Genomic DNA, 21,913 nt, shown 5'->3' on the forward strand with positions numbered 1-21,913 from the left:
ATTGAAACAAGCAGAAGCTTTAAAAAGGCAAAATTCTAAATTTTCTGATTATGATTTGTTGTTACAAAAATATGAATATGGTAGAGGTTGAGTCACTGTTAAAAGTTCTACATCAGGAAGTTCTAATGACGAGCTAATAGAATATAAAGTTACTGATGGTGGTCTATATAGACTTGCAGTAAAAAAATTTAGCTCTGCCCTATTTAATAATTCAGTACCTGACAAAGGAGCGTTTACATATGTCATTAAGGAATAAATTATTAAAAATCACTTTAATTGGTGCACCAGTATTATCAACAGTTATTACACCATCTTGTTCATTTATTTTTTTAACAAATAAAGATTACTTAGAAAGTGTAATGTTAAAAACACCTTATTTTATCAATTTAATTAGAACAAAACAAGAAGAACAAGGAATCAAAACTAATAATAGTATTATCTTTGATCAATTTGTTGAAGGTTTGCATAGGAAATATTCTAATTCAGATATACACGAGATCAGAAGAAAATATCGTCGTTACAATTTTTTAAAAGATAACAAACAATTAATAAGTTCAAAACAAGACTTTTCAAATCATATTATTAACAAAATTAATTCATTATATCAAGAACTTAAACTCCCTAAAACTCTTTCTGATGAGCAAATTACAAAAATCTTTCAAGATGATTTTTTAAATGGTCAAAATCTTGAAAATGTATTAAAAAACAACAATATTCTCGTTTTAGAATCGATTAATGATTTTTCTCCTATTGGATTGAAATATGCTCTTAAAGAAGAAAAAGAAAATCATCTAAATGTTTTATGAATCAATCCGTTTGCAATTAATCAAAAATATGTTTATAATAAAAATGCCGTTATTAAACCCAATAGAAGTGTTTTTAATGTTGTTTTAATTCCAAAAGGTAAAGAATATACATTTAGAAAAACAACCGAGGAAGAAAATAATCAACTATTAAGTGATTTATATAATAAACATAATTACAAAGAAGACCAGTTTTATGATTGATATTTTTCGGATGTTAAAGGGAGAATAAATATCATTCAAAATGAACAAGGAATTGCATATAAACAAAATTTACTACTAGATAATTTAACTGATGAATCTTTAAGTGAATTACCTTTAAATTCTGAGATGAAAATTATTCAAAATTCTAATGATTTTAATGAATTCATTACCAACCCAATGCAAAAAGTTGCTCAAAAACTAGGGAAATCCTTAACTGATCAAATAATAATAAGTGATTTTGAAACAAATTATTTAAATGCTCAAAAATTAAATGAGGTACTTAAAAATTCTGATATTGTAGTGCAACGGACAATTGAAAAAGGGAACATACTCTCGTTAAATGATCCAGACCAATTGGTAAAATTAGCAAATCCTAATTCATCAAAAATAGAATTAGCTTTCATTAACGCAAGAACATTAATTTTCAATTTTTTAGGTAAAGGTCAAGCATGACATTACTTTGTAAATAAAAAACCAGAGATTTCTTATCAGGTTTTAATAGTTCCGAAAGGCACTCAAGTAGAGATTAAACCAAAATTAAACTTTAAAGAAACAAGCGACTTTTTATTAAATAATAAAAGCTATTATATAAAAGCTGAGAAAAAATTTTATTTAGAAAACATGCTTGAAAAAACGACTCATCTTATTAATTTAGTTAGAATGAAACAAGAAGATCAAGGAATCAAAACTAATAATAGCTTAATCTTTGATCAATTTGTTGAAAGTTTAGATAAAAAAGCTTTTGATAAAGAAAACCCTAAAAAATTAAAGGGTAACTATAATAAATACTCTAAATACAATTTTTTAAAAGATAATCAACAATTAATTAGTTCAAAACAAGATTTTTCAAATCATATTATTAATAAAATTAATTCATTATATCAAGAACTTAAGCTTGATAAAACTCTTTCTGATGAACAAATTACAAAAATCTTTGAAACTGATTTTTTAAATGGACAAAGTATTGAGAATGTGCTAAAAGATAACAAGATTCTCATTTTAGAATCAATTGATAATCGTTCTGGTATTGGTTTTAAATACGCTCTCAAAGAAGAAACAGAAAACCATGTAAATGTTTTATGAATCAATCCGTTTGAAATTGAGCAATATCAGAAATTTGATGATATCAATACAAGCTCATTTAAACCTAATAGAAGTGTATTTAATGTTATTGTGATTCCTAAAGATAAAGAATTTACAGTCAAAAAGACAACTAAAGAAGAAAATCAACAATTATTAAATGATTTATACTATCAGTACGATTATGAACCAGATGAGTTTTATAATTGATATTATAATGATGATATTTGAGAAAAATAAACAAGATACAAAATAAGCAAAAATTTTCTATATACAAAATTCACTATTAAACAATTTAACTGATGAATCTGTAAGTGAATTACCTTTAAATTCTGAGATAAAAATTATAAAAGATGCTAATGATTTTAATAAATTTATTACCAGTCCAATGCAAAAGGTTGCTCAAAAACTAGGAAAATCTTTAACTAATCAAGTAATCCTAAACGATTTTGAGAAAAATCACTTAGGAGGATATAAATTAGACAAAGCACTAGAAAATTATAATATTATCGTGCAACGCTCAATTCAAACAGGAAAGACATTTTCGCTAAACACTCCAGATCAATTGGTTAAATTATCAAATCCTGATTCACCAAAAATAGAAGTAGCACTGGTTAATGCAAGAGAATTGAATTTTAATTTTTTAAATAATAATGAAGAAAAATTCAATCGTCTTAATAATAAAACCCCAAAGATTTTTTATCAAGTACTTGTAGTACCAAAAAATACTCAAGTAGAAATTAAACCTAAATTAAACTTTAAACAAACAAATAAGTTTTTATTAAATAACCAAGAATTATATTCAAATCATTAATCAAAAATAAACAAGAACAATATCTGGTTAAAATAGAAGAGATTTCCTTGTTTAGCGTAATTTACTAATTAAAACAGAATAAACTTTTTATTTATAGAACAAAATATTATTGCATTTTTTGATACAAGCACATTCAGTCAAGTAATAAACACAGTTGGATATAGTATTTTATTATTGGCATTAAAAGTAATTATAATCGCAATAACAGTAGTATTTTCTGGATTTGCTGTTTATCATTTAGAATCTTTAATTTGGACTTGGTTTATTCTAAAATTTTTACATTAATAACAAATTTTAAAAACAAAAATGTCTTAATCTCTGTAAATTAAAGTTTTATAGTTAAAAAGAATAAAAACCGTTTATATCCTTTAAATGTGGATAAACGGTTTTTTAATTACTAAATATTATAAATGTTAACTTACTAAAGTTAATTCTCATACAATTTTTCCATTTCGATAGCTGAATTATTTTACAACTCATTTTTCTTGTTATTTTTTTCTTTTAAATATGTTTAATTAAAATATGAAAAAAATGTGGAAATTTTATGGGAATCTTTGTAAGGGGTAAAGTTTTTATATATAATAAAGTTAGCCATGGCAAGATTTTACTTAATAAGTAAAAACATTATTTCGTTCTTTTATAACTAGTTTTACAATTATGCTGATTAAGAGATTTTTAAGATAAATCTCTTAATCCCTGTTCTAATTTTATTTAACATCAATAACATTTAATCAGGAGAAACACATGAAAACTAAAAAACGATTAATAACAAGCACATTATCAATTTTAGCTTTAGGAGCTATTGTTTCTACAGCAATAGTTTACACAAGCAAACACAGCGTTAAAAAAGAATGGTATGACGGAATTAAAAACGCTAAATTTGAAGTTAGAGAGCCTTTTTATCAAAACCAATCAACAAATTCAAGCGTCATAAATATTAACAATAACTTTGAATTAAAGTTATTGTTAAATCACAAATACAATAATTTCAATGAATTATCAAATTCAGAATACTTAGAAAAACAAAATCTCAATTTTGTTAATTTAGTTAAAGAGAAGAAAGTAAAATTTAAAGATTTTATAACAAGCAAAGAGACACCAATTGTCTGATTTTACTTTAATAGTGAAAGCGAAAGAGAAAAATTTGTAAAAAAATTGCAAGAAAACGAAAATATTTACAAATTCATCGTATACAAAAATAATTTTTCAGATACTAAAAAACAATCGAATCATTATAACTCATACATTAATAATTCTAGTTATAACTATGGTAAAGATTTAACTAAATATGATATTTTAAACAAGAATGATGTTTTTAGAACAGTTAATTTTAGTCAACAAAGAAAGCGTGATTTAGATTCAGGTAGTTGAAATTCACATTCAGTAGGTGTTTTAGAGGTTTATGACGATGAATATCCTTCAGCATCTAATACTGACAATTTTCGCCACAATGGTTTTACTTCATTAGTAAAAGATGGAACAACAATAAGAGAACATGGAATTCAGGTATCTTCTGTTCTAAGTGGTGATGAAGGTATTGATGTTCGATCAGAACTTTATTTTTCTCATTTCCCGACAAACGCTGAATGACAAACAAAATTTGAAGAGCTTGTGAGAAAAGAAAATTTAAAAATTATTAATCATAGTTATGGATACAATTTTAAACATGATTGAGAACACAGATTTTATGAAGAAGAAAGTTATATAGTTGACTATCTTTCAAGAAAATACGGTGTTGTTAATGTTTTCTCATCCGGTAATGCAAACAAAAAATATTATAAAGGTCAAGGACGAGGTTGAATAAGTGGTGGAAAATTATCATATAATTCTATTGTTGTTGGTGCCCTTGACGAGAATTATAAAAAAGATGTTCGTGATAACAAAATAGCTGGTTATTCAAATTATAAACTCGATTCATCTGTGAGAGATTTAGCTAAACCTTTTGTAGTTGCCCCTGGTCACTATGAATTTAAAAGTATAACAGACGAGGGTACAAGTTTTGCTGCACCTGTTGTGTCTGGACTTATATCTACATTATTACGAATTAGACCATGATTAGATAATGATGATTACAGAGTTGCTTCAATTAAAAGTATTCTAAGTGCTTCAGCAGTTTCGACTAATGATACAGAACAAACAATAAAATCAAATGGTTTTAGCAATAAATACGGAGCAGGGATTCCCGACTTTGAAAAAATGAAAGAAGCTTCTGATAACTTAAAAAATTTTAGTGTTGATTTTAACGATAAACGTGAGATAGTCGATGAGTCAAATAGTTTTTATGTTTCTTCAGGTAAAACAATAAAAGCTTCACTTTCTTGAATGTTTAATGCTGGATTGCTTAACAAACAAGAAAACAAACCTACTTATAATCCTAATGTAAATTGATGATGATTCTTATTCCCTATTGGTGGTATAGTTGCTAATGCAATTGAAGGTGATAGACTAAACAGAGAAACTGCAAATTGATACAAAACACATCGTGATACTGAATGACTGAAACAAGTAGAAGCTTTAAAAAGACAAGGTTCTAAATTTTCTGATTATGATTTATTGTTACAAAAATATAAATATGGTGAAGGTTGAGAAACTGTCGAAAATTCTACATCAGGAAGTTCTAATGACGAGCTAATAGAATATAAAGTCACTGATGGTGGTTTATATAGACTTGCAGTAAAAAAATATAAATCTGCTTTATTTAATAATTCAGTACCTGACAAAGGAGCATTTACATATGTCATTAAGGAATAAATTATTAAAAATTACTTTAATTGGAACACCAGTATTATCATTGATTACCGCATCTTGTTCATTTAGCTTTTTACAAAATAAAGATTACTTAGAAAGTATAAGATACAAAACCCCTTATTTTATTAATTTAATCAGATTGAAACAAGAAGAACAAGGAATCAAAACTAATAATAGCATTATCTTTGATCAATTTGTTGAAAGTTTGCATCAAAGAGCTTTCTCTAGAGATCAAGAAGTAACAGAAGAGAAAAGAGACGAAAATTATAGAAAATATGTTCAATACAATTTTTTAAAAGACAATCAACAATTAATTAGTTCAAAACAAGATTTTTCAAATCATATTATTAATAAAATTAATTCATTATATCAAGAACTTAAACTCCCTAAAACTCTTTCTGATGAGCAAATTACAAAAATCTTTCAAGATGATTTTTTAAATGGTCAAAATCTTGAAAATGTATTAAAAAACAACAATATTCTCATTTTAGAAACTAACGGTGATGAAGATCCTAATGGTTTACCATATGCTCTGAAAGAAGAAAAAGAAAATCATCTAAATGTTTTATGAATTTACTCATCTGAAATTAATCAAGATGGACGTTATTATACAAAAACAGTTGTTAGACCTAATAGAAGCATTTTCAATGTTATCTTAATTCCAAAAGATAAAAACTTTACAATTAAAGAGACAACAAAGGAAGAAAACAATAAACTATTAAGTGATTTATATCACGAATATAATTACAAAGCAGACCAGTTTTATGATTGATATTTTTCACGCGTTACAGGTAGAATAAATATCATTCAAAATGAACAAGGAATTGCATATAAACAAAATTTACTACTAGATAATTTAACTGATGAATCTTTAAGTGAATTACCTTTAAATTCTGAGATGAAAATTATTCAAAATTCTAATGATTTTAATGAATTCATTACCAACCCAATGCAAAAAGTTGCTCAAAAACTAGAGAAATCCTTAACTGATCAAATAATAATAAGTGATTTTGAAACAAATTATTTAAATGCTCAAAAATTAAATGAGGTACTTAAAAATTCTGATATTGTAGTGCACCGAACAATTGAAAAAGGGGACATACTCTCGTTAAACGATCCAGACCAATTGGTAAAATTAGCAAATCCTAATTCATCAAAAATAGAATTAGCTTTCATTAACGCAAGAACATTAATTTTCAATTTTTTAGGTAAAGGTCAAGCATGACATTACTTTGTAAATAAAAAACCAGAGATTTCTTATCAGGTTTTAATAGTTCCGAAATAGCACTCAAGTAGAGATTAAACCAAAATTAAACTTTAAAGAAACAAGCGACTTTTTATTAAATAATAAAAGCTATTATCTAAAAGTTGAGAAACAACTTTATTTAAAAAACAACAGTCAAAAAACAACTGATTTTATCAATTTAATTAGAATGAAACAAGAAGGTCAGGGAGTCAAAACTAATAATAGTATGATTTTTGATCAATTTGTTGAAAGTTTAAGTAAAAGAGCCTATGATAAAGAGGATCATAAAAAATTAAAGGATAACTATAAAAAATACTTTAAATACAATTTTTTGAAAGATAACCAGCGATTAATAAGTTCAAAACAAGATTTTTCAAATCATATTATTAACAAAATTAATTCATTATATCAAGAACTTAAGCTTGATAAAACTCTTTCTGATGAGCAAATTACGAAAATCTTTGAAACTGATTTTTTAAATGGACAAAGTCTTGAGAATGTTTTAAAAAATAACAAGATTCTCATTTTAGAATCAATTAGCTCTAGCTCTCCTGCTTATTTTAAATACTCTCTCAAAGAAGAAACAGAAAACCATGTAAATGTTTTATGAATCAATCCGTTTGAAATTGGGCAATATCAGAAATTTGATGGTATCAATACAAGCTCATTTAAACCTAATAGAAGTGTATTTAATGTTATTGTGATTCCTAAAGATAAAGAATTTACAGTCAAAAAGACAACTAAAGAAGAAAATCAACAATTATTAAATGATTTATACTATCAGTACGATTATGAACCAGATGAGTTTTATAATTGATATTATAATGATGATATTTGAGAAAAAATAAACAAGATACAAAATAAGCAAAAAATTTTCTATATACAAAATTCACTATTAAACAATTTAACTGATGAATCTTTAGGTGGATTACCTTTAAATTCTGAGATAAAAATTATAAAAGATGCTAATGATTTTAATAAATTTATTACCAGTCCAATGCAAAAAGTTGCTCAAAAACTAGGAAAATCTTTAACTAATCAAGCAATCCTAAATGATTTTGAGAAAAATCATTTAGGAGGTTATAAATTAGATAAAGCATTAAAAGAATACAATATTATCGTGCAACGTTCAATTCAAACAGGAAAGATATTTTCATTAGACACTCCAGATCAATTGGTTAAATTATCAAATCCTGATTCACCAAAAATAGAAGTAGCACTGGTTAATGCAAGAGAATTGAATTTTAATTTTTTAAATAATAATGAAGAAAAATTCAATCGTCTTAATAATAAAACCCCAAAGATTTTTTATCAAGTACTTGTAGTACCAAAAAATACTCAAGTAGAAATCAAACCTAAGTTAAACTTTAAACAAACAAATAAGTTTTTATTAAACAACCAATAATTATATTCAAACAATTAGTCAAAAATAAACAAGGATATTATCCGCTTATAACGGAAAGGGTATCCTTGTTTTAATTTAATTATCTAATTTTGATTCATCAAAAATAATTTTAGGTTTGATCAATAACAGGGAAATTAATTTTAATTTTATAAGGGAAAATGAAGTATATAATCGCTTTTCTAATAAAAAACCAAAAATTTATTATCAGGTTCTTCTAGTTCCAAAGGGTACTCAAGTAGAAATCAAAGATAAATTAAACTTTAAAGAAACAAATGACTTTTTAGTATATAACGAAGAGTTCTATTTAAAAAACTAGTTAAATAAATATATAATAAAACACAAAAAACAAACCTAGACAAGCAAATTATGAGCGTCCAGGTTTGTTTTTAAACATATCTCATTTGAATTTAGATTCATTTCCTTTGAGTAATCTTTTAATATTAGTATGGTGCTTAATAATGATTAAGACAAGTGGAATTGTTCCAATAATTGAATTTATTCATCAATAAGGGCTATTTTGTCCGCTTGTAAAAGCTAAGATTCCATTACTAATTCACGGAATGTAGAGCAATGGAATCATGACAATTGCTGTGGTTATACTTGCGAGCGAAACGAACTTTTTTCATTGTAAAAGCAAAAAGAAAATAAGTGCAGCAACAAAGAAGAGTGTAATATTGATTGAAATAAGCAATCCAACTGATGAAGCCACTGCCTTACCACCCTTAAATTGAAAAAAGACAGGAAAAACGTGACCAAAAATATTACCTACTCCTGCAAGAACCGGAAAAAAAACAACGGTTGGATAATTATCGAATCAAGCATAAGAAATAAAATAAGCAAAATAAATAGCAATCACTGTTTTTAAAATATCAATAATTAGCACAATCAAAGCAAACTTTTTACCAAATGTCCGGAGCGAATTAGTTGCTCCGGCATTTTTTGAATAATGATTACGTACATCGTCTTGTTTGTAGAGTTTGCTTAATATAATTGAACTATTAAGTGAACCTCATAAATAACCAATTAAAAAAGTCGATAAATTAGCAATAATTGAATAAAAAATAATTGTACCCATTTAATAAGAATTATAACAAAATAAAAAATGCTCATTTTATGAGCATGAACATTTTACAAGGAGCGATTCTTCGTCCATTTGTGGAGCTTTGTCAATTCCGAGGTAATCTAAAATGGTTGGAGTAATATTAGCCAATTTTCCATCTTTAAGTTTAAGTGACTTATCTGTGGTAATGAGCATAACTGGACTGCTAGTATGTTTAGTTGCTGGTTGTCCGTTTTCATCTTCAGTTATTTCAGCATTTCCATGATCAGCAGTAATAAAAACAGTAATGTTGTTTGCTTGAGCAAATTCAACTACCCGAGCAATTTGTTGATCTAAAATTTCAACTGCTTTAATTGTGGATTTTAGGTTTCCAGTGTGTCCAACCATATCTGGATTAGCATAGTTCATAATGGTTACATCATAATTAAGTGCATTTTCAATTAAAGCATCAGTAATTCCTTTTGCTGACATTTGCGGAGCATCAGCATAAGATTCCACTTTAAGCGAAGGAACCATGATACGGTGTGAGTTTTTAAATTCAATATCATTTCCTCCATCCATAAAGTAAGTTACATGAGCATATTTTTGAGTTTCAGCGAGTCTTAATTGCGATTTACCAGCTTGTTCAAGCACTTTACCGATTGGAGTTTCAATTTCCATTTCAGAAAAAGCCACCATGGTTTCAATTCCTTCATATTTCATCATTGAAGCAAATTTATCAATTTTCACTTTTGTTGTACTTTCAACAGTATATAGTGGAGAACCGATGAATAAGTGAGTCAATTGACGAGCGCGATCAGGTCTGAAATTAAAGAAAATGATACTATCATTATCTTTAACAAAGTATTTTGCTTCAAGGGTGTTATTATATGCTGGAATAAAGAATTCATCAGTAATTCCTTGGTCATAACTTTGTTGAATGTATTCTTGAACATTATCAAATGAATTTGGTGATTTACCTAAAAGTGCATCAAACCCTTTTTGGACACGATCAAACATTTTATCACGATCCATTGAGTAAAAACGTCCAGCAATTGAAGCGATTTTATATCCATATTTATCAGTAATTTGAATTAATTGTTCAAGTGAATTATTAATTGAAGCAGGAGCCACATCTCTTCCATCTCCAAAAATGTGCACTGATACATTCTTAACTCCGTTAACATGTGCTGAGTCCAAGATTTCAAATAAATGCAAATCTAGTGAGTGGACACCACCATTTGAAAGAAGACCCATAACATGTAAGGTTGCATTTTTTTCTTTAACACTTTCAAAAACTTGAACAAAAGTTTTATTAGTTTTAAATTTACCTTGAGCTAATTCTTTAGCAATTAGTGAAAGACCAGTGTAAACAATAGTACCAGCACCTATGTTTAAATGACCAACTTCTGAATTACCCATTTGACCCTTTGGAAGACCAACGTATTCACCCGAAGCTTGAATTAGAGAGTTTGGGTATTCTTTAAATAAACGATCAAAAGTAGGAGTTTGAGCAAGAGCGAACCCATTTCCTTGGGTTTCTTGTCTCAAACCCAAACCATCAATGACCATTAAAATAACTTTTTTCATATGTCTCCTTAGTATTTTCTGTTTTTATATGTTTGATTAAAGATGATTATCTTTATTAAATTTAAGAATATCTTTTCATTTATAAGGGAATTGTTTTGGTGTACTTCTTTTTTTAATAATTTGTACAATGGTATTTTGTTTATTATCTATTTGTTCTAGATTTAATAAATTAATTTGTGTGCTCAGTTGTTTTAAAATTATTTGAGCTTGGTTTAGTTCTTGTTGATATTTTTGTCCTTTAATCAAGCACATTTTTCCATTAACTTTAACTAAATGAAAACTAGACATTAACATAGTAGCTATGTTACCAACAGCTCGAGCAACTACAATATCAAAAATATTCTTTTCCTGCACATCTTCTGCACGAAAAGGAAAAACCCCCACATTTTTTAAATTTAATTTTTCAATCACTAAATTTAAAAAATTAACTCGTTTTTGCAAGGGTTCATAAATAGTGATTTGTTGTTTTGGATTAACAATTGCATAAGGAATTGAAGGAAAACCAACACCTGAACCAATATCAAGAATTTGTTCATTATTATCTTTGATAATTTGCTTCATAAAGATTAATGATTCATAAATTCCTTCTTCTCAAAGCTTATCACCTGTAAAACCAGTCAAATTCATAACTTGATTTTTTTCTTCTATTAATTGTACATATTCGTTTAATTGTTCAAAATCCCAATTTTCTTGTGTGCACAAATTAATTACCTTTTGTTTATTCAGCACGAATTTCTTCTTTCATTAATCTATACACATCTGAAACACTAGTTCCTGAATATTGTGCTTCAATAACTTTTGCTAAAAATTCTCCTAGAGAAACAATTCTAAGTTTTTTATATTTTGATGCTAACTCTCTATTATCGAGACTATCAGTAATAATCACTTGTTTAATTGCGTCATTATTTTCAAAAATTTCAAATCCTTTGGTAAATAAACCGTGAGTAGCGGCCAAAATAATATCTTTAGCCCCGTTTTTCTTAAGTGCCTCAGCAGCTTTAACAATAGTTCCACCTGTATCGATAATATCATCAATAATTACAGCATTTTGGTTGTTAATATCACCAATTACTCCCATAATTTCACTTTGATTTATACCGGTTCTGCGTTTATCAATCACGCAAATTTTAGCTGTATCATCTATAATTTCAGCAAGTTTTCTTGCTCGAACGGTTCCACCATGATCTGGCGAAACAACAGTAAAAGGTTCTTTATATGTTTGTAAAGCTTGAGCAATTGTGTATTGAGCACGTAAATCATCAAGTGGTATATCAAAGAATCCTTGAATTGATGGGTTGTGTAAATCAACACAAATTAATTTAGTTGCTCCTGCTACTTGTAGTAAATTAGCCACTAATTTAGCACCAATTGGTTGACGACCACTTGCCTTACGGTCTTGACGGGCATATCCATAATAGCTTAAGCATACAGTTATAGTGCTAGCACTTGCTCTTTTGAGTGAGTCAATAAATAAAAGCAATTGCATAATACTATCGTTAACAGGCCGACCTGTATTTGCGATAATAAATACATCTCTTCCACGGACGGTTTGCTCTGAAACGAGCATATTTTCACCATCAGCATATGTGATTTTTTCGATTTTAGTCAAAGGAATTTGCAACATTTGTGAAATTTTTTGAGCTAGTTCAAGTGAATTATCCATTCCAAATAGAATAATATTTTTCTTTTCCATTGTTCCTCTTAATTATTTATAATATCAATATCCTAATTATATTCTTAATTTACCTTAAACATTGTAAAATAAGGGGAGAAATAATCTTTTTGCTTTCAATTTTCCTAAATTATTATAAAATTATTTTAGTGGTCGCGTAGCTCAGCTGGATAGAGCACAAGCCTTCTAAGCTTGTTGTCACAGGTTCGAATCCTGTCGTGATCGCCATTTTTTATTTTTTCTTTTCAATAATACAAAAACCAAAAATAGAAAAAGTCTATTTTTGGTTTTTAATTACATTTTTCATATATTTAAGTAAATTATTTATCGTAAAAGTGATCTAATCTTTTATTTTGATAATACTTTTCTAGTTCAAGAAAATATTGGATATTTGCTTGGTAGTTGGGATTGTAAAATTTTTCATCTTCTTGTTCAGAATACACAACCATTAAGTAATGAATATATCTAGCTTGTTCCTTGTTACCTTCTAAAACGTGAGTGATAATATCACGGTTAAGCAAAAAAGCTTGTTTCATTTTGTCAAAGTAGCGATTGTTATTAATTAAATAATTTTGCGAATAATTTTCATTTTGTTCAAAACTATTAACATTAAAAATTCGCATATTAGTGTTTTCGATTAAACCGTCATGATTGATGAAACATTAAACCTATTTTTTAAAGGAGTCTCAAACATCATAGCTTTTTTGTTTATATGAACATTTTTCGATAACTTTCTGATTTTTGATATTTTTCTTTGTCAAGAAAGGTAAAAAGATATAAAAAATATAAAAACTACAATTCATACAATTAAAAAGCATAAATGTAGCAGAATAAAAAAATTGATTTTTCATTGAATAATATATATAGGTACGGTAATAGCAAAGAAAACAAATCACAACAAATACGTATTAAATATCTTTTTGATAGCACCTTTAAAAGATATAATGATTGAATCAATTCCTTTTACAAAAAAAGAATGAGGTTTAATATTATTTGTCAATACAAAATTAATTTTCATAGTTGCTATAATTGATCAGTCTTTTTTGATTTTATAAAAAAGAAAATCTCTCATTCTTCAAATTTCTATAGATATGAACAAAATGTCAATTAAGAAAATTATTATTTTCAAAGAAAAGGCACTTATATTCATTAAATTTCCTCGTAATTTTTTATCATTTGTTCATTATCAAATACAAAATACGGTGCATTAATGTTGTTAATATCAAAGATATAAAGATACATAAGAGTTTTTGTGTGGTTTCCTAAAAGGTCAACAATTGCACTTTGGGACAGAATAATGGTTTTGGTTTTGGAACCAATCATAGTTTTTGTTTTAATTACTAATAGTTTCCAGTGAATCGGATTAATTGGTATTCTCTTTGTTTTGAGATGACTTATTTGAGTAAAGTCAAAAACACCAAGCTTTTGTATTTCTTTTTGAAATTTAAAAAGTTTGTAAAACAAAAACGCTCAAAAACAATAATGTCCAAACAAGAAAAAATTTATATTCCAGAACAAAAAATCTTCTTGAAATTTCAATCAATTAAAGCTTCAGAACCAAATAAAGTAACAACATAAAGAATTAAAAATAAAATCAAAAATTAAATTGATAATAAGAACCCTTTTGTGGAACCAATCTAAAATTTGTCAGTAAACTCAGAACACATCTCGCAAGGGATGTGTTTTTTTCTTAAGCAGGAAGGAATGGAATGAAACATTTGCTAAAAAACTTTAATTTTAAAATTGATTATGCTGTTTTGTATAAATTTCAGAGATCCGTAAATGCATTTGGTTTGTTCGTTATGTTGAACAAGTATTTGGAAGATCATCCAGAACAAAAATATGTTGACACAATGACTGCTCGGTCATTTGTTTTTGGTGATTGAGATAATGATGAAATTATCACAATTAAAAAATCAAGTTTTTATGATGCTATATATGAATTGCTTGAATTAGATTTAATTGAATATAACGATTCTTTAATCTATGTTAAACGTCCTTTACATTACAAAGGATGAAAATATGCTCATATTGATGAACCTGAAATTATCAAAACAATCGGTTTAGTGAGTGCTAAATTCTTCCTGACTATGGTATTAACAAAAAAGTTGATAAACAAACGCTCTAGTGTTATTGATGTTCTTTCTGAAGAAGTAAATTTGAAAAAAAGAACAGTCACTTATAAAAAAAGAGTTGTGCAACAAATTTCATATGCATACTTTAGAGCAAGAAAATTTTCTAATGGTGTTATTAGAAGAATTTTAAAAAGTGATTTGTTCAATCAAATTATGAGTAGAGCGTTTGAAACATTTGAATTTATTCAATCAAAATATTTTGATTCTGAATTTAATAAAATCAAAACTCGTTCTTTCTTTGTTTTTGAGTTTTCTAAAACAAAAAGAATGAAGTTTTGAAATTTGAATTTTTTAAATTCTGCTCCAGTCCGTGAATTGAACTCCTTTACTTTGTTTAAATAAATTTAAACTATGAAGTAACCCATTCATTATTTTTTTCTATTTCTATTAAATTAAACTTAATATCAATTTTTTGTTAATTCATTTTCTTCCTTTCTTTTTATTTTTTATCTTAAATCTATGTTCTTTAAACATTATTTTTTATCATTCTTTAAACACTACTACATTTTTGTCTTTTAAAGAGTTTTTATTCAAGGAGTTGATTGTCTAAAAAAGACCAGATCATTTTTAAAGTTATTCGTTTTGTTAATAAATACAATGCACATCAAGGAATGGATGAACATAACAATCCTGTTAACTGGAGCTTTTACACCACAAAAGGTCTCAGAAACATTATTGATTATTTAACAAGAAAGAGTGCATGTTTAAAAAATGATATGAGCAGTGAACAAATGCTTGAATTGATTAAACAAAACAACAATGATGTAGTAGGAACTTATAAACAACTTTTATCAAAAGAAAAAACTAATAGTGGTTTGTTTCAAATTCAAGGTAAGCATGATTTTAAAACCATTTCTAAGCATAAAGCAAAATCTATGCTTAAAAAATTAGATGACAAACAATTTGTTTGAGATATGGTATTTAGCTTTACGAATAATTTAATGCATAAACATAAATTGTATTCACAAGCAGATATGATGAACTTTCTTTCAAAACACCTGGATTGATTTTTAAAAAAAGAAGGTTTGCCTTATGACAATATAAATCTTTTTGCAACCATACATGCTGATACTGAACTTCCACATGTTCATTTAGTCCTTTTTGAAAAAGAAAAGAGAAACATTCATTCTCAAACTGGTGAATTAACTTTTAAACCACAAGGGAAATTAAAAAAAGAAAACATTGAAAAGTTTTGAATGTATTTAAATTCATTAAAAAGTGAAGAAGAACAAGCACAAATTTATCAAAGTAAGAAAACTTATTTTGAAATGAAAATGATGCTTAAACAAAACTATAAAGAAAAAATCCACAAACAGGAATTTGTTTATGGTTTAGAGCAGGAATTTTTACAACTTAAAAAAGAAATTGCTCAAAGCAAAGTTAAGCGTCTTTATCAATTAACACCTGAACAACAAACAAAAATTCATAGTTTAGTTGAAAAAGTGATTGACAAGGCACCAGATTTAAAACAAGAGTTTACTAAAATTAACAAGCAACTTAGTGAAATATCAAAACTAAGCGTAGATAAACGCTTTGAGCAAAAAGAAAACCAAGAAATTAAAAACAATCTTGCTAATTTGTTTTTTAGAGAAATGCAAAAACCACTATATGAAAGAATTGAAAATAATTTTTTAAAACAAAATAGCTCATCGGTTCAACAAGAACCAGAAATTAAACCTTTTCAAAGACTGCCACTGATTGTTTGAGCTTTTTTAAAAGCATACCGTGAGGCAATTGCAATCTTTGATAAATCACAAAATCAAATTAAAAATATCAAGGAGAATCATGAAAGCAAAAGTCACTTTAATTGGAAGAATTTCAAGTATTAATAAAATGACTGAAAATCCAAGCTTAGGTAAAAAAACACTATTCTACAATATTGCATTAACTAAAGAAGGGGCTGATAAATCATTATTTTATGAAATAACAGCATTTGATAAGAAAGCAGATTTTATTTATAAGTATTTAGAAAAAGGAGATTTAGTACACATTGAAGGTTATATAGAACCACGCATTAATTTTCAAACACAAAAGCAACAAACTGGCGTTTATAGGATTATTACTGAAGAAATTAACTCACTTGAAAGCAAACAATCAAAATTAGATCGTAAAAAACGTTGGGAGGAAACTAATAATAACTCCAGTATAAGTAATGAAAGTAAACAGTACATAAATAACGCTGCTGAAGTGATTAGTGATATTTATAATAATCAAAATTCAACTCATGAAGATTTTCGTGCTCTTTATTGAACAACACAAGATATAAAGGATGAGGAACAACAAGAGGAACAAGTTCAAAAACAAACAAAAGCAAAAGTTATGGTGATGTAAAAATGAAAATTATAGCTTTAGGAAGAAAAAGTATGAATACTTTACATGAATATAGAGTTAAAGTTGATGAATTTATTGTTTGAGATGAACAAGAACAAAAATTAATAAAAAGAAAGGTAAGAAGTAAGAATATTTAACATGGAATTCAAAATTACACCACAAGGAAAAAGAAATTTAATTTATTTAAATGAAAAAGGAATAAATGTTTCTTCAATAATTACAAATATAGGTAAAAATGCAGGGGAATTTAATGAAACAGATATAGATAATATGTTTTATTTATTTAATGAAACAAATGTACAAGACATTAACGTTCAAACAGCTTTTTCTATTTTACAAATGAATCAAACAAAAGAACAAGCTAGAGAGCTTAGAAAAATTTTGGAATTTGACTTTAGTGAACATTCAGAATTAGAAGCAGAATACTTAGATCAAGAGGGATTTATACTTGGTGAAACTTGAAAAGATTTCATTAAAGATGATATTGCACAAAATGGAATGGATGAAAGTAAATTTAAATGAGTATTAGATGAAATTAATTCTATAGAAGATGATCAAATGTATAAGATGAATGCATATGAAAATCATTTTGAAAAACTTGAACATAAAGAATTGCAAGAATATATTCTTAATCATGTCTTAGAAAATGTTCAAGAGCAAACACAAAAGAAAACACAAAAGAAAACACAAAAGAAAACACAAAAGAAAACACAAAAGAAAACAAACAAAAACATCTTAACAAGACAATAAGAGGAATATTATGAGTGATTGAAAAGAAGTTTTAAATCGTGCAAATTTTATACTTGAAAGAGAAGATTCTTCAGTTGCACAAGAACTAAAAGGAATAGTGAATTATTATAACAATGGATTGATGTGAAAAAAAATAAATGAAGATCTTCAAAGAACTAATCAAAGAACTGCAGATTTAGCTTTTACTTTAATCTTATTAGATAATAATGAACAAACTATAGATGAAGTAAAAGCTATTTTAAATTTTGATTTTGATTATTCAAAATATGCACAAGAGTATTTTAAAGAAAACAATATTTACAAAATAGATGATTATTATGAAACTCTTAAAGAAAAAATAAAAGATTTTGGTTTTTGATTGGATAAAGAATGATTTGATTTAGGGAAACAAGTTCGTTGAAAAATTTCTAATGGAATATATGAATATATGCAGGTTGACAAAAGCTTGAATGCGAATTTTTTTGAAAACGCAAATGAGTTTGTAGAAAAAATATTAGAACATGGAATTAAAGAAAAAATTAAAAATATTCAATTTAATTTATCAAGTGAACATTTTGAAATTGATGAACAAGGAGCAAGAAATATTCTTAATGCAAAATTGTTTGATAATGTTTCAATTACTAGTTTTTGTAATCAGATTGAATCAAACATCAAATTATTAAATCAAAATAATGAAGAGAAAAAACGTGATTTATATATTCAGTATGTTGAAGATATTGTTAATGATCTTTGAAATGAAGGGTTTGCTTATAAAACTTTCAAAACTTTAGGTTTGGATGCATCTTTTGAAAATGTTGTTCAAGTGCATGATTTATTAGATAGTGAATATGAAGATTTGCAAAAATTAGATATTGTTAATGAGTATATTGATAATTATGAAGCAATTCTTAAAGACGCTGAAAGTTGAGAAGATTTTATTGAAGAAGAAATTAAAGACGGTATTAATGATAAAAAAATTGATCCATTTTCATTTATTAAACTTGCAAACAAAGTTTATAACGAGACAGAAGATAATGAATTTTATGCATATGATGAACATTATTTATTGATAAAAATTCCACGTGAAAAATTTATAGATGGAGTGATTGATTATATGTACGAGAATAAAGTTCAAGAGTTGCAAGAAAAACAAAAACAAGAAGAAGAACAAGTTCAAAAACAAACAAAAGCAAAAGTTATGGTCATGTAAAGGAGGTTAAGTGGGAAATTTATTTAAAGACATTGAAACTGAATATATGAAAGCTAAAAGAGAAATTGAAAAAATAGAAAGAAGAAAGGAAAAATTAGAACAAGATCTTGAAAAAGCACGACATGAATATGTTGAGTGAACTAAAATAACTAAAAAAATTGAAAAATTTATTGATCAATTTGAAACAAAAGAAATTGCTCAAACAAAAAAACAAACACAAGAAAATGGTGTTTAGTTATGAAGAAGTTTAAATTTTTAAGCAAAAAAGAATTTAAAAAAGGTGTATTTTTTGGTTTTTTATGTCTTATAGGAATTTATATTGTTCTATTGTTTCTTTATACATTAGCAATTTTTATTTTTCAACACAAGATTAATTTAAAACTAAGTGTAGGACAAAACGTCAATGAGTATTTTGCTTTAATGTGAGAATTATTCAAAGCACATGGACATTTGTTGCTTGCTATAAGTATTGTTATTCAATTAATATTGGATATCTTTATCTTAGTTAAGAAAAAAGATAAAAAATATGAAAAAGAATTTGAAAATCAGAATGTTTGATTATATGACGCTATAAAAAATAAAGGTTCATATAGAGAATATAAAAAACTTTATGGTTTAAAAAATGATGCTCCTGCATGAGTTATTGCTTATGAAAAAGTGAAAGGGAAGTTAAATTGATATGGAGTTAATTTAAAAGACAACCCACTTAATTTCAAAATCCTTGGTGGTACTCGTTCAGGGAAAACTCAAAAGTTTGTTATTCCAATTCTTAAATATAACATCAATCTTAAAGATATTAATGTTCGTCCTAATTTAGTTGTTGCAGACCCTAAGGGTGAGCTGAATTCAAATGTTAAACAAGATTTAAAGGATAATGGATATAGAGAGATTATTTTGGATATTTCGAACCCTTTATCATCAATTGGTTTTAATATGCTTAATATGGTTTGAGATACATTTCATTCTAAAAGTGGTAATTATTTATCAAACCAAGGAAACGCTTTAAAAATGCTTAATGAAATTATTGCTTCTTTAAAGGAATGAAATACACGTGGTGAAAGCTCTTCGTGAGACGATGCTGCAAAACAAATTTTATATGCAATTGGTAAATATTTACTTTATTTTTCAGTTTATCGACCAGATAAATTCAAACGTCATAATTTTAATTTAGCAACTTTTTCACAATTTCTAAATACTACAATGTTTAGTCCAACATCAAAATGAAAACAATTTTTTGAAAATTTAAACAATATAGATATGGATGATAGTTCGTTTGATTTAAAAAAAGATGCCTTAAATGAATTAAAAACATTATACCGTGATGATTTAAAAGCAAAATTTGAATTAGCTGAACAAACATTAACAGGACAATTATCAAATGCAATTCTTGCTGTTTCTATGTATTCTTCTAATTTAGAACTTAAGAGCTTTACATGTAGAAATGATTTAGATGTTAGAGAGATTATTCGCTTAAGTGATCCACTGTATAAAAATAGCAAACATTATTATGAACAAATTCAAACTTTTGAACAAGAAATTACAAAAAATCAAAATGCAATTATTCAAACACTCAATATGTTTAAAAATGAATTAGATTTTATTGAAATAACAAATCTTCAAAAAGAGCATTTAGATTTTAAAAATAAATTGCTCGCAACCAGAAATCAATGAATTACAAATGAAATTAAGTCATTAGAAAATAAAGGTATAGTTGATCATTTTAAAAATTCAATTGAAGATAAAATTAATGAATTAATTGCTAAAGAAAAAAGTCAATCAGATTGAACAGTTGATAAGTTATTACATTTAGTTAATGAGTATTTATCTTTTAATAAAATGATTTCTTATTATCAATCAAAAATTGAATTGTATAAAGAGCAAGCAAAGCCGTTTGCATTATTTATTAAATTCCCTGATCACGAGAAAAGCAAAAATTTAATGGTCAATATCATTATTGAACAAATTTATAAAAATGCTATTGAAATAGCTCAATCAAATGGTGGAGAGTTAAACCGTTTTGTACTAAATATTTTTGATGAGTTTGGAAACCTTCCTGTCTTAAATGATTTTGGTTCAAAGCTTTCAATTGCATTATCACGTAAAGTTATGTTTTTAATTATTTTGCAATCATATGCTCAATTAGAAAAGTATGGAAGAGATAATAAAAACATTATTTTAGAAAACACAGGATTAAGTGCTTTTATTAGTTCAGACAATGAAGAAACAGTTAAAGAAATTGCAAGTGCTCTTGGTAAAGTTCAAGTTGAACGCTTTTCTTATAGTGAAAATGCTGATAATAAAAATAGTAAATCAATTTCGCTTGCTGAGCGTGAACTAATGAATACCTCACAAATTAAACAATTAGACAAGAAAACGCACCTTATCTTTAGATTGCAAAATCTTCCACTTAAACTTAAATCTACATTAGCATTTAACGTTTGAAAAACTCAAAATATTGAACAAGAAGAAAAGCAAGTTTTTGAGTTTGATGAGAAAGAATACATTGTCGATTTTGAAGAAATATTCAAAAATGATTCTAAAGAGAATTTAGATAATTTCTTAAACAATAATCCTCATGTTAAATACACAGGTGATGATCAACTCCCTGAACCTTCAGAATTATCACTTGAAGAAAGAAAGAAAATACAACAAAACACATACAAGAAGGTTCATAAAAGAGTTGAACAGATAACAAAAGTTCTTAAATCTAAACAAACAATAGAAAAACAAATAACAAAAGTTTTAAAGAACCTTGAAACTTACAGGGAACAACTTGAAGTGGAAACTATGCCTGATGTTGTTGACACTATTAAACAGAGAATTTTAAATTATGAAGGTGAGTTAGAGGAATTAAGAGAAAACTTAAATCAACTCAATGAAGCACAAGCTTTAATTAAATAATAATTT

The 21,913-nt window shown here is 26.5% G+C and carries 20 protein-coding genes and 1 tRNA gene; 15 read left to right on the plus strand and 6 right to left on the minus strand.

Translation table 4 applies throughout. The annotated features are described in order from the left end of the window. Nucleotide 1: 1 nt before the first annotated feature. The 6 genes from AC1RP9_RS00380 (at nucleotide 2) to AC1RP9_RS00405 (ending at nucleotide 8,300) form a co-directional block, all read left to right on the plus strand. Nucleotides 2-256 carry a hypothetical protein gene (locus tag AC1RP9_RS00380; RefSeq protein ID WP_481822435.1) on the plus strand — a complete coding sequence of 85 codons (255 nt, stop codon included), beginning with the start codon at nucleotides 2-4 and terminating at the stop codon, nucleotides 254-256. Then, nucleotides 240-2,327, plus strand: coding sequence for a hypothetical protein (locus AC1RP9_RS00385; RefSeq protein WP_481822436.1), 2,088 nt, complete (start codon nucleotides 240-242; stop codon nucleotides 2,325-2,327). Before AC1RP9_RS00380 ends, AC1RP9_RS00385 begins: the two co-directional genes overlap by 17 nt. Before the next feature lie 148 nt (nucleotides 2,328-2,475). Continuing rightward, nucleotides 2,476-2,901 carry a hypothetical protein gene (locus AC1RP9_RS00390; protein WP_481822437.1) on the plus strand — a complete coding sequence of 142 codons (426 nt, stop codon included), beginning with the start codon at nucleotides 2,476-2,478 and terminating at the stop codon, nucleotides 2,899-2,901. A gap of 744 nt (nucleotides 2,902-3,645) precedes the next feature. Next, the gene (locus AC1RP9_RS00395) at nucleotides 3,646-5,652 is read left to right on the plus strand and encodes a S8 family serine peptidase (protein WP_481822438.1); all 2,007 of its coding nucleotides are present in this window, start codon (nucleotides 3,646-3,648) and stop codon (nucleotides 5,650-5,652) included. Beyond that, on the plus strand, nucleotides 5,636-6,934 hold the full coding sequence (locus tag AC1RP9_RS00400) for a hypothetical protein (RefSeq protein ID WP_481822439.1): 1,299 nt from the start codon (nucleotides 5,636-5,638) through the stop codon (nucleotides 6,932-6,934). The genes AC1RP9_RS00395 and AC1RP9_RS00400 overlap by 17 nt, the downstream gene beginning before the upstream one ends. 148 nt (nucleotides 6,935-7,082) lie before the next feature. After that, complete coding sequence (locus tag AC1RP9_RS00405) at nucleotides 7,083-8,300, plus strand: hypothetical protein (protein WP_481822440.1); 1,218 nt, start codon at nucleotides 7,083-7,085, stop codon at nucleotides 8,298-8,300. Nucleotides 8,301-8,664: 364 nt separating this feature from the next. Here the strand turns inward: AC1RP9_RS00405 and plsY are convergent, their stop codons facing one another. Genes plsY through AC1RP9_RS00425 form a run of 4 tightly spaced genes read right to left on the minus strand, consistent with a single transcriptional unit; the run spans nucleotide 8,665 to nucleotide 12,622 of the window. After that, nucleotides 8,665-9,375, minus strand: coding sequence for a glycerol-3-phosphate 1-O-acyltransferase PlsY (gene plsY / locus AC1RP9_RS00410; protein ID WP_481822441.1), 711 nt, complete (start codon nucleotides 9,373-9,375; stop codon nucleotides 8,665-8,667). Between the two features lie 36 nt (nucleotides 9,376-9,411). Beyond that, the gene (gene gpmI, locus AC1RP9_RS00415) at nucleotides 9,412-10,929 is read right to left on the minus strand and encodes a 2,3-bisphosphoglycerate-independent phosphoglycerate mutase (RefSeq protein WP_481822442.1); all 1,518 of its coding nucleotides are present in this window, start codon (nucleotides 10,927-10,929) and stop codon (nucleotides 9,412-9,414) included. A 36-nt stretch (nucleotides 10,930-10,965) separates the two neighbouring features. Then, entirely contained in the window at nucleotides 10,966-11,658 is a 693-nt protein-coding gene (rsmG, locus tag AC1RP9_RS00420; protein WP_481822443.1) for a 16S rRNA (guanine(527)-N(7))-methyltransferase RsmG, read from the minus strand. Further along, nucleotides 11,648-12,622 (minus strand): ribose-phosphate pyrophosphokinase, encoded by a 975-nt coding sequence (locus tag AC1RP9_RS00425; RefSeq protein ID WP_481822444.1) that lies wholly within the window; start codon nucleotides 12,620-12,622, stop codon nucleotides 11,648-11,650. Before AC1RP9_RS00425 ends, rsmG begins: the two co-directional genes overlap by 11 nt. A gap of 130 nt (nucleotides 12,623-12,752) precedes the next feature. Between AC1RP9_RS00425 and AC1RP9_RS00430 the strand changes: the two genes are divergently transcribed. After that, a tRNA-Arg gene (locus tag AC1RP9_RS00430) sits at nucleotides 12,753-12,829 on the plus strand. Between the two features lie 92 nt (nucleotides 12,830-12,921). On the opposite strand, the gene AC1RP9_RS00435 is transcribed toward AC1RP9_RS00430, so the two are convergent. Further along, nucleotides 12,922-13,224 (minus strand): hypothetical protein, encoded by a 303-nt coding sequence (locus AC1RP9_RS00435; protein WP_481822445.1) that lies wholly within the window; start codon nucleotides 13,222-13,224, stop codon nucleotides 12,922-12,924. Nucleotides 13,225-13,750: 526 nt separating this feature from the next. Continuing rightward, nucleotides 13,751-14,065 carry a hypothetical protein gene (locus tag AC1RP9_RS00440; protein WP_481822446.1) on the minus strand — a complete coding sequence of 105 codons (315 nt, stop codon included), beginning with the start codon at nucleotides 14,063-14,065 and terminating at the stop codon, nucleotides 13,751-13,753. Nucleotides 14,066-14,403: 338 nt separating this feature from the next. Between AC1RP9_RS00440 and AC1RP9_RS00445 the strand changes: the two genes are divergently transcribed. The 8 genes from AC1RP9_RS00445 (at nucleotide 14,404) to AC1RP9_RS00480 (ending at nucleotide 21,907) form a co-directional block, all read left to right on the plus strand. Continuing rightward, a complete protein-coding gene (locus AC1RP9_RS00445) occupies nucleotides 14,404-15,078 on the plus strand; it encodes a hypothetical protein (RefSeq protein ID WP_481822447.1) in 675 nt (224 codons plus the stop codon). A gap of 200 nt (nucleotides 15,079-15,278) precedes the next feature. Beyond that, nucleotides 15,279-16,565 (plus strand): relaxase MobL, encoded by a 1,287-nt coding sequence (gene mobL, locus AC1RP9_RS00450; protein ID WP_481822448.1) that lies wholly within the window; start codon nucleotides 15,279-15,281, stop codon nucleotides 16,563-16,565. After that, entirely contained in the window at nucleotides 16,522-17,067 is a 546-nt protein-coding gene (locus tag AC1RP9_RS00455) for a single-stranded DNA-binding protein (RefSeq protein ID WP_481822449.1), read from the plus strand. The genes mobL and AC1RP9_RS00455 overlap by 44 nt, the downstream gene beginning before the upstream one ends. Nucleotides 17,068-17,069: 2 nt before the next feature. Further along, nucleotides 17,070-17,204 (plus strand): hypothetical protein, encoded by a 135-nt coding sequence (locus tag AC1RP9_RS00460; RefSeq protein WP_481822450.1) that lies wholly within the window; start codon nucleotides 17,070-17,072, stop codon nucleotides 17,202-17,204. A 1-nt stretch (nucleotide 17,205) separates the two neighbouring features. Beyond that, on the plus strand, nucleotides 17,206-17,817 hold the full coding sequence (locus AC1RP9_RS00465) for a hypothetical protein (RefSeq protein WP_481822451.1): 612 nt from the start codon (nucleotides 17,206-17,208) through the stop codon (nucleotides 17,815-17,817). A gap of 10 nt (nucleotides 17,818-17,827) precedes the next feature. Further along, complete coding sequence (locus AC1RP9_RS00470) at nucleotides 17,828-19,006, plus strand: hypothetical protein (protein WP_481822452.1); 1,179 nt, start codon at nucleotides 17,828-17,830, stop codon at nucleotides 19,004-19,006. A gap of 10 nt (nucleotides 19,007-19,016) precedes the next feature. Then, on the plus strand, nucleotides 19,017-19,241 hold the full coding sequence (locus AC1RP9_RS00475; RefSeq protein WP_257077226.1) for a hypothetical protein: 225 nt from the start codon (nucleotides 19,017-19,019) through the stop codon (nucleotides 19,239-19,241). Nucleotides 19,242-19,243: 2 nt separating this feature from the next. Further along, a complete protein-coding gene (locus AC1RP9_RS00480; RefSeq protein ID WP_257077228.1) occupies nucleotides 19,244-21,907 on the plus strand; it encodes a type IV secretory system conjugative DNA transfer family protein in 2,664 nt (887 codons plus the stop codon). Nucleotides 21,908-21,913 lie beyond the last annotated feature (6 nt).

The sequence above is a fragment of the Mycoplasma sp. 3686h genome, from assembly GCF_056781225.1.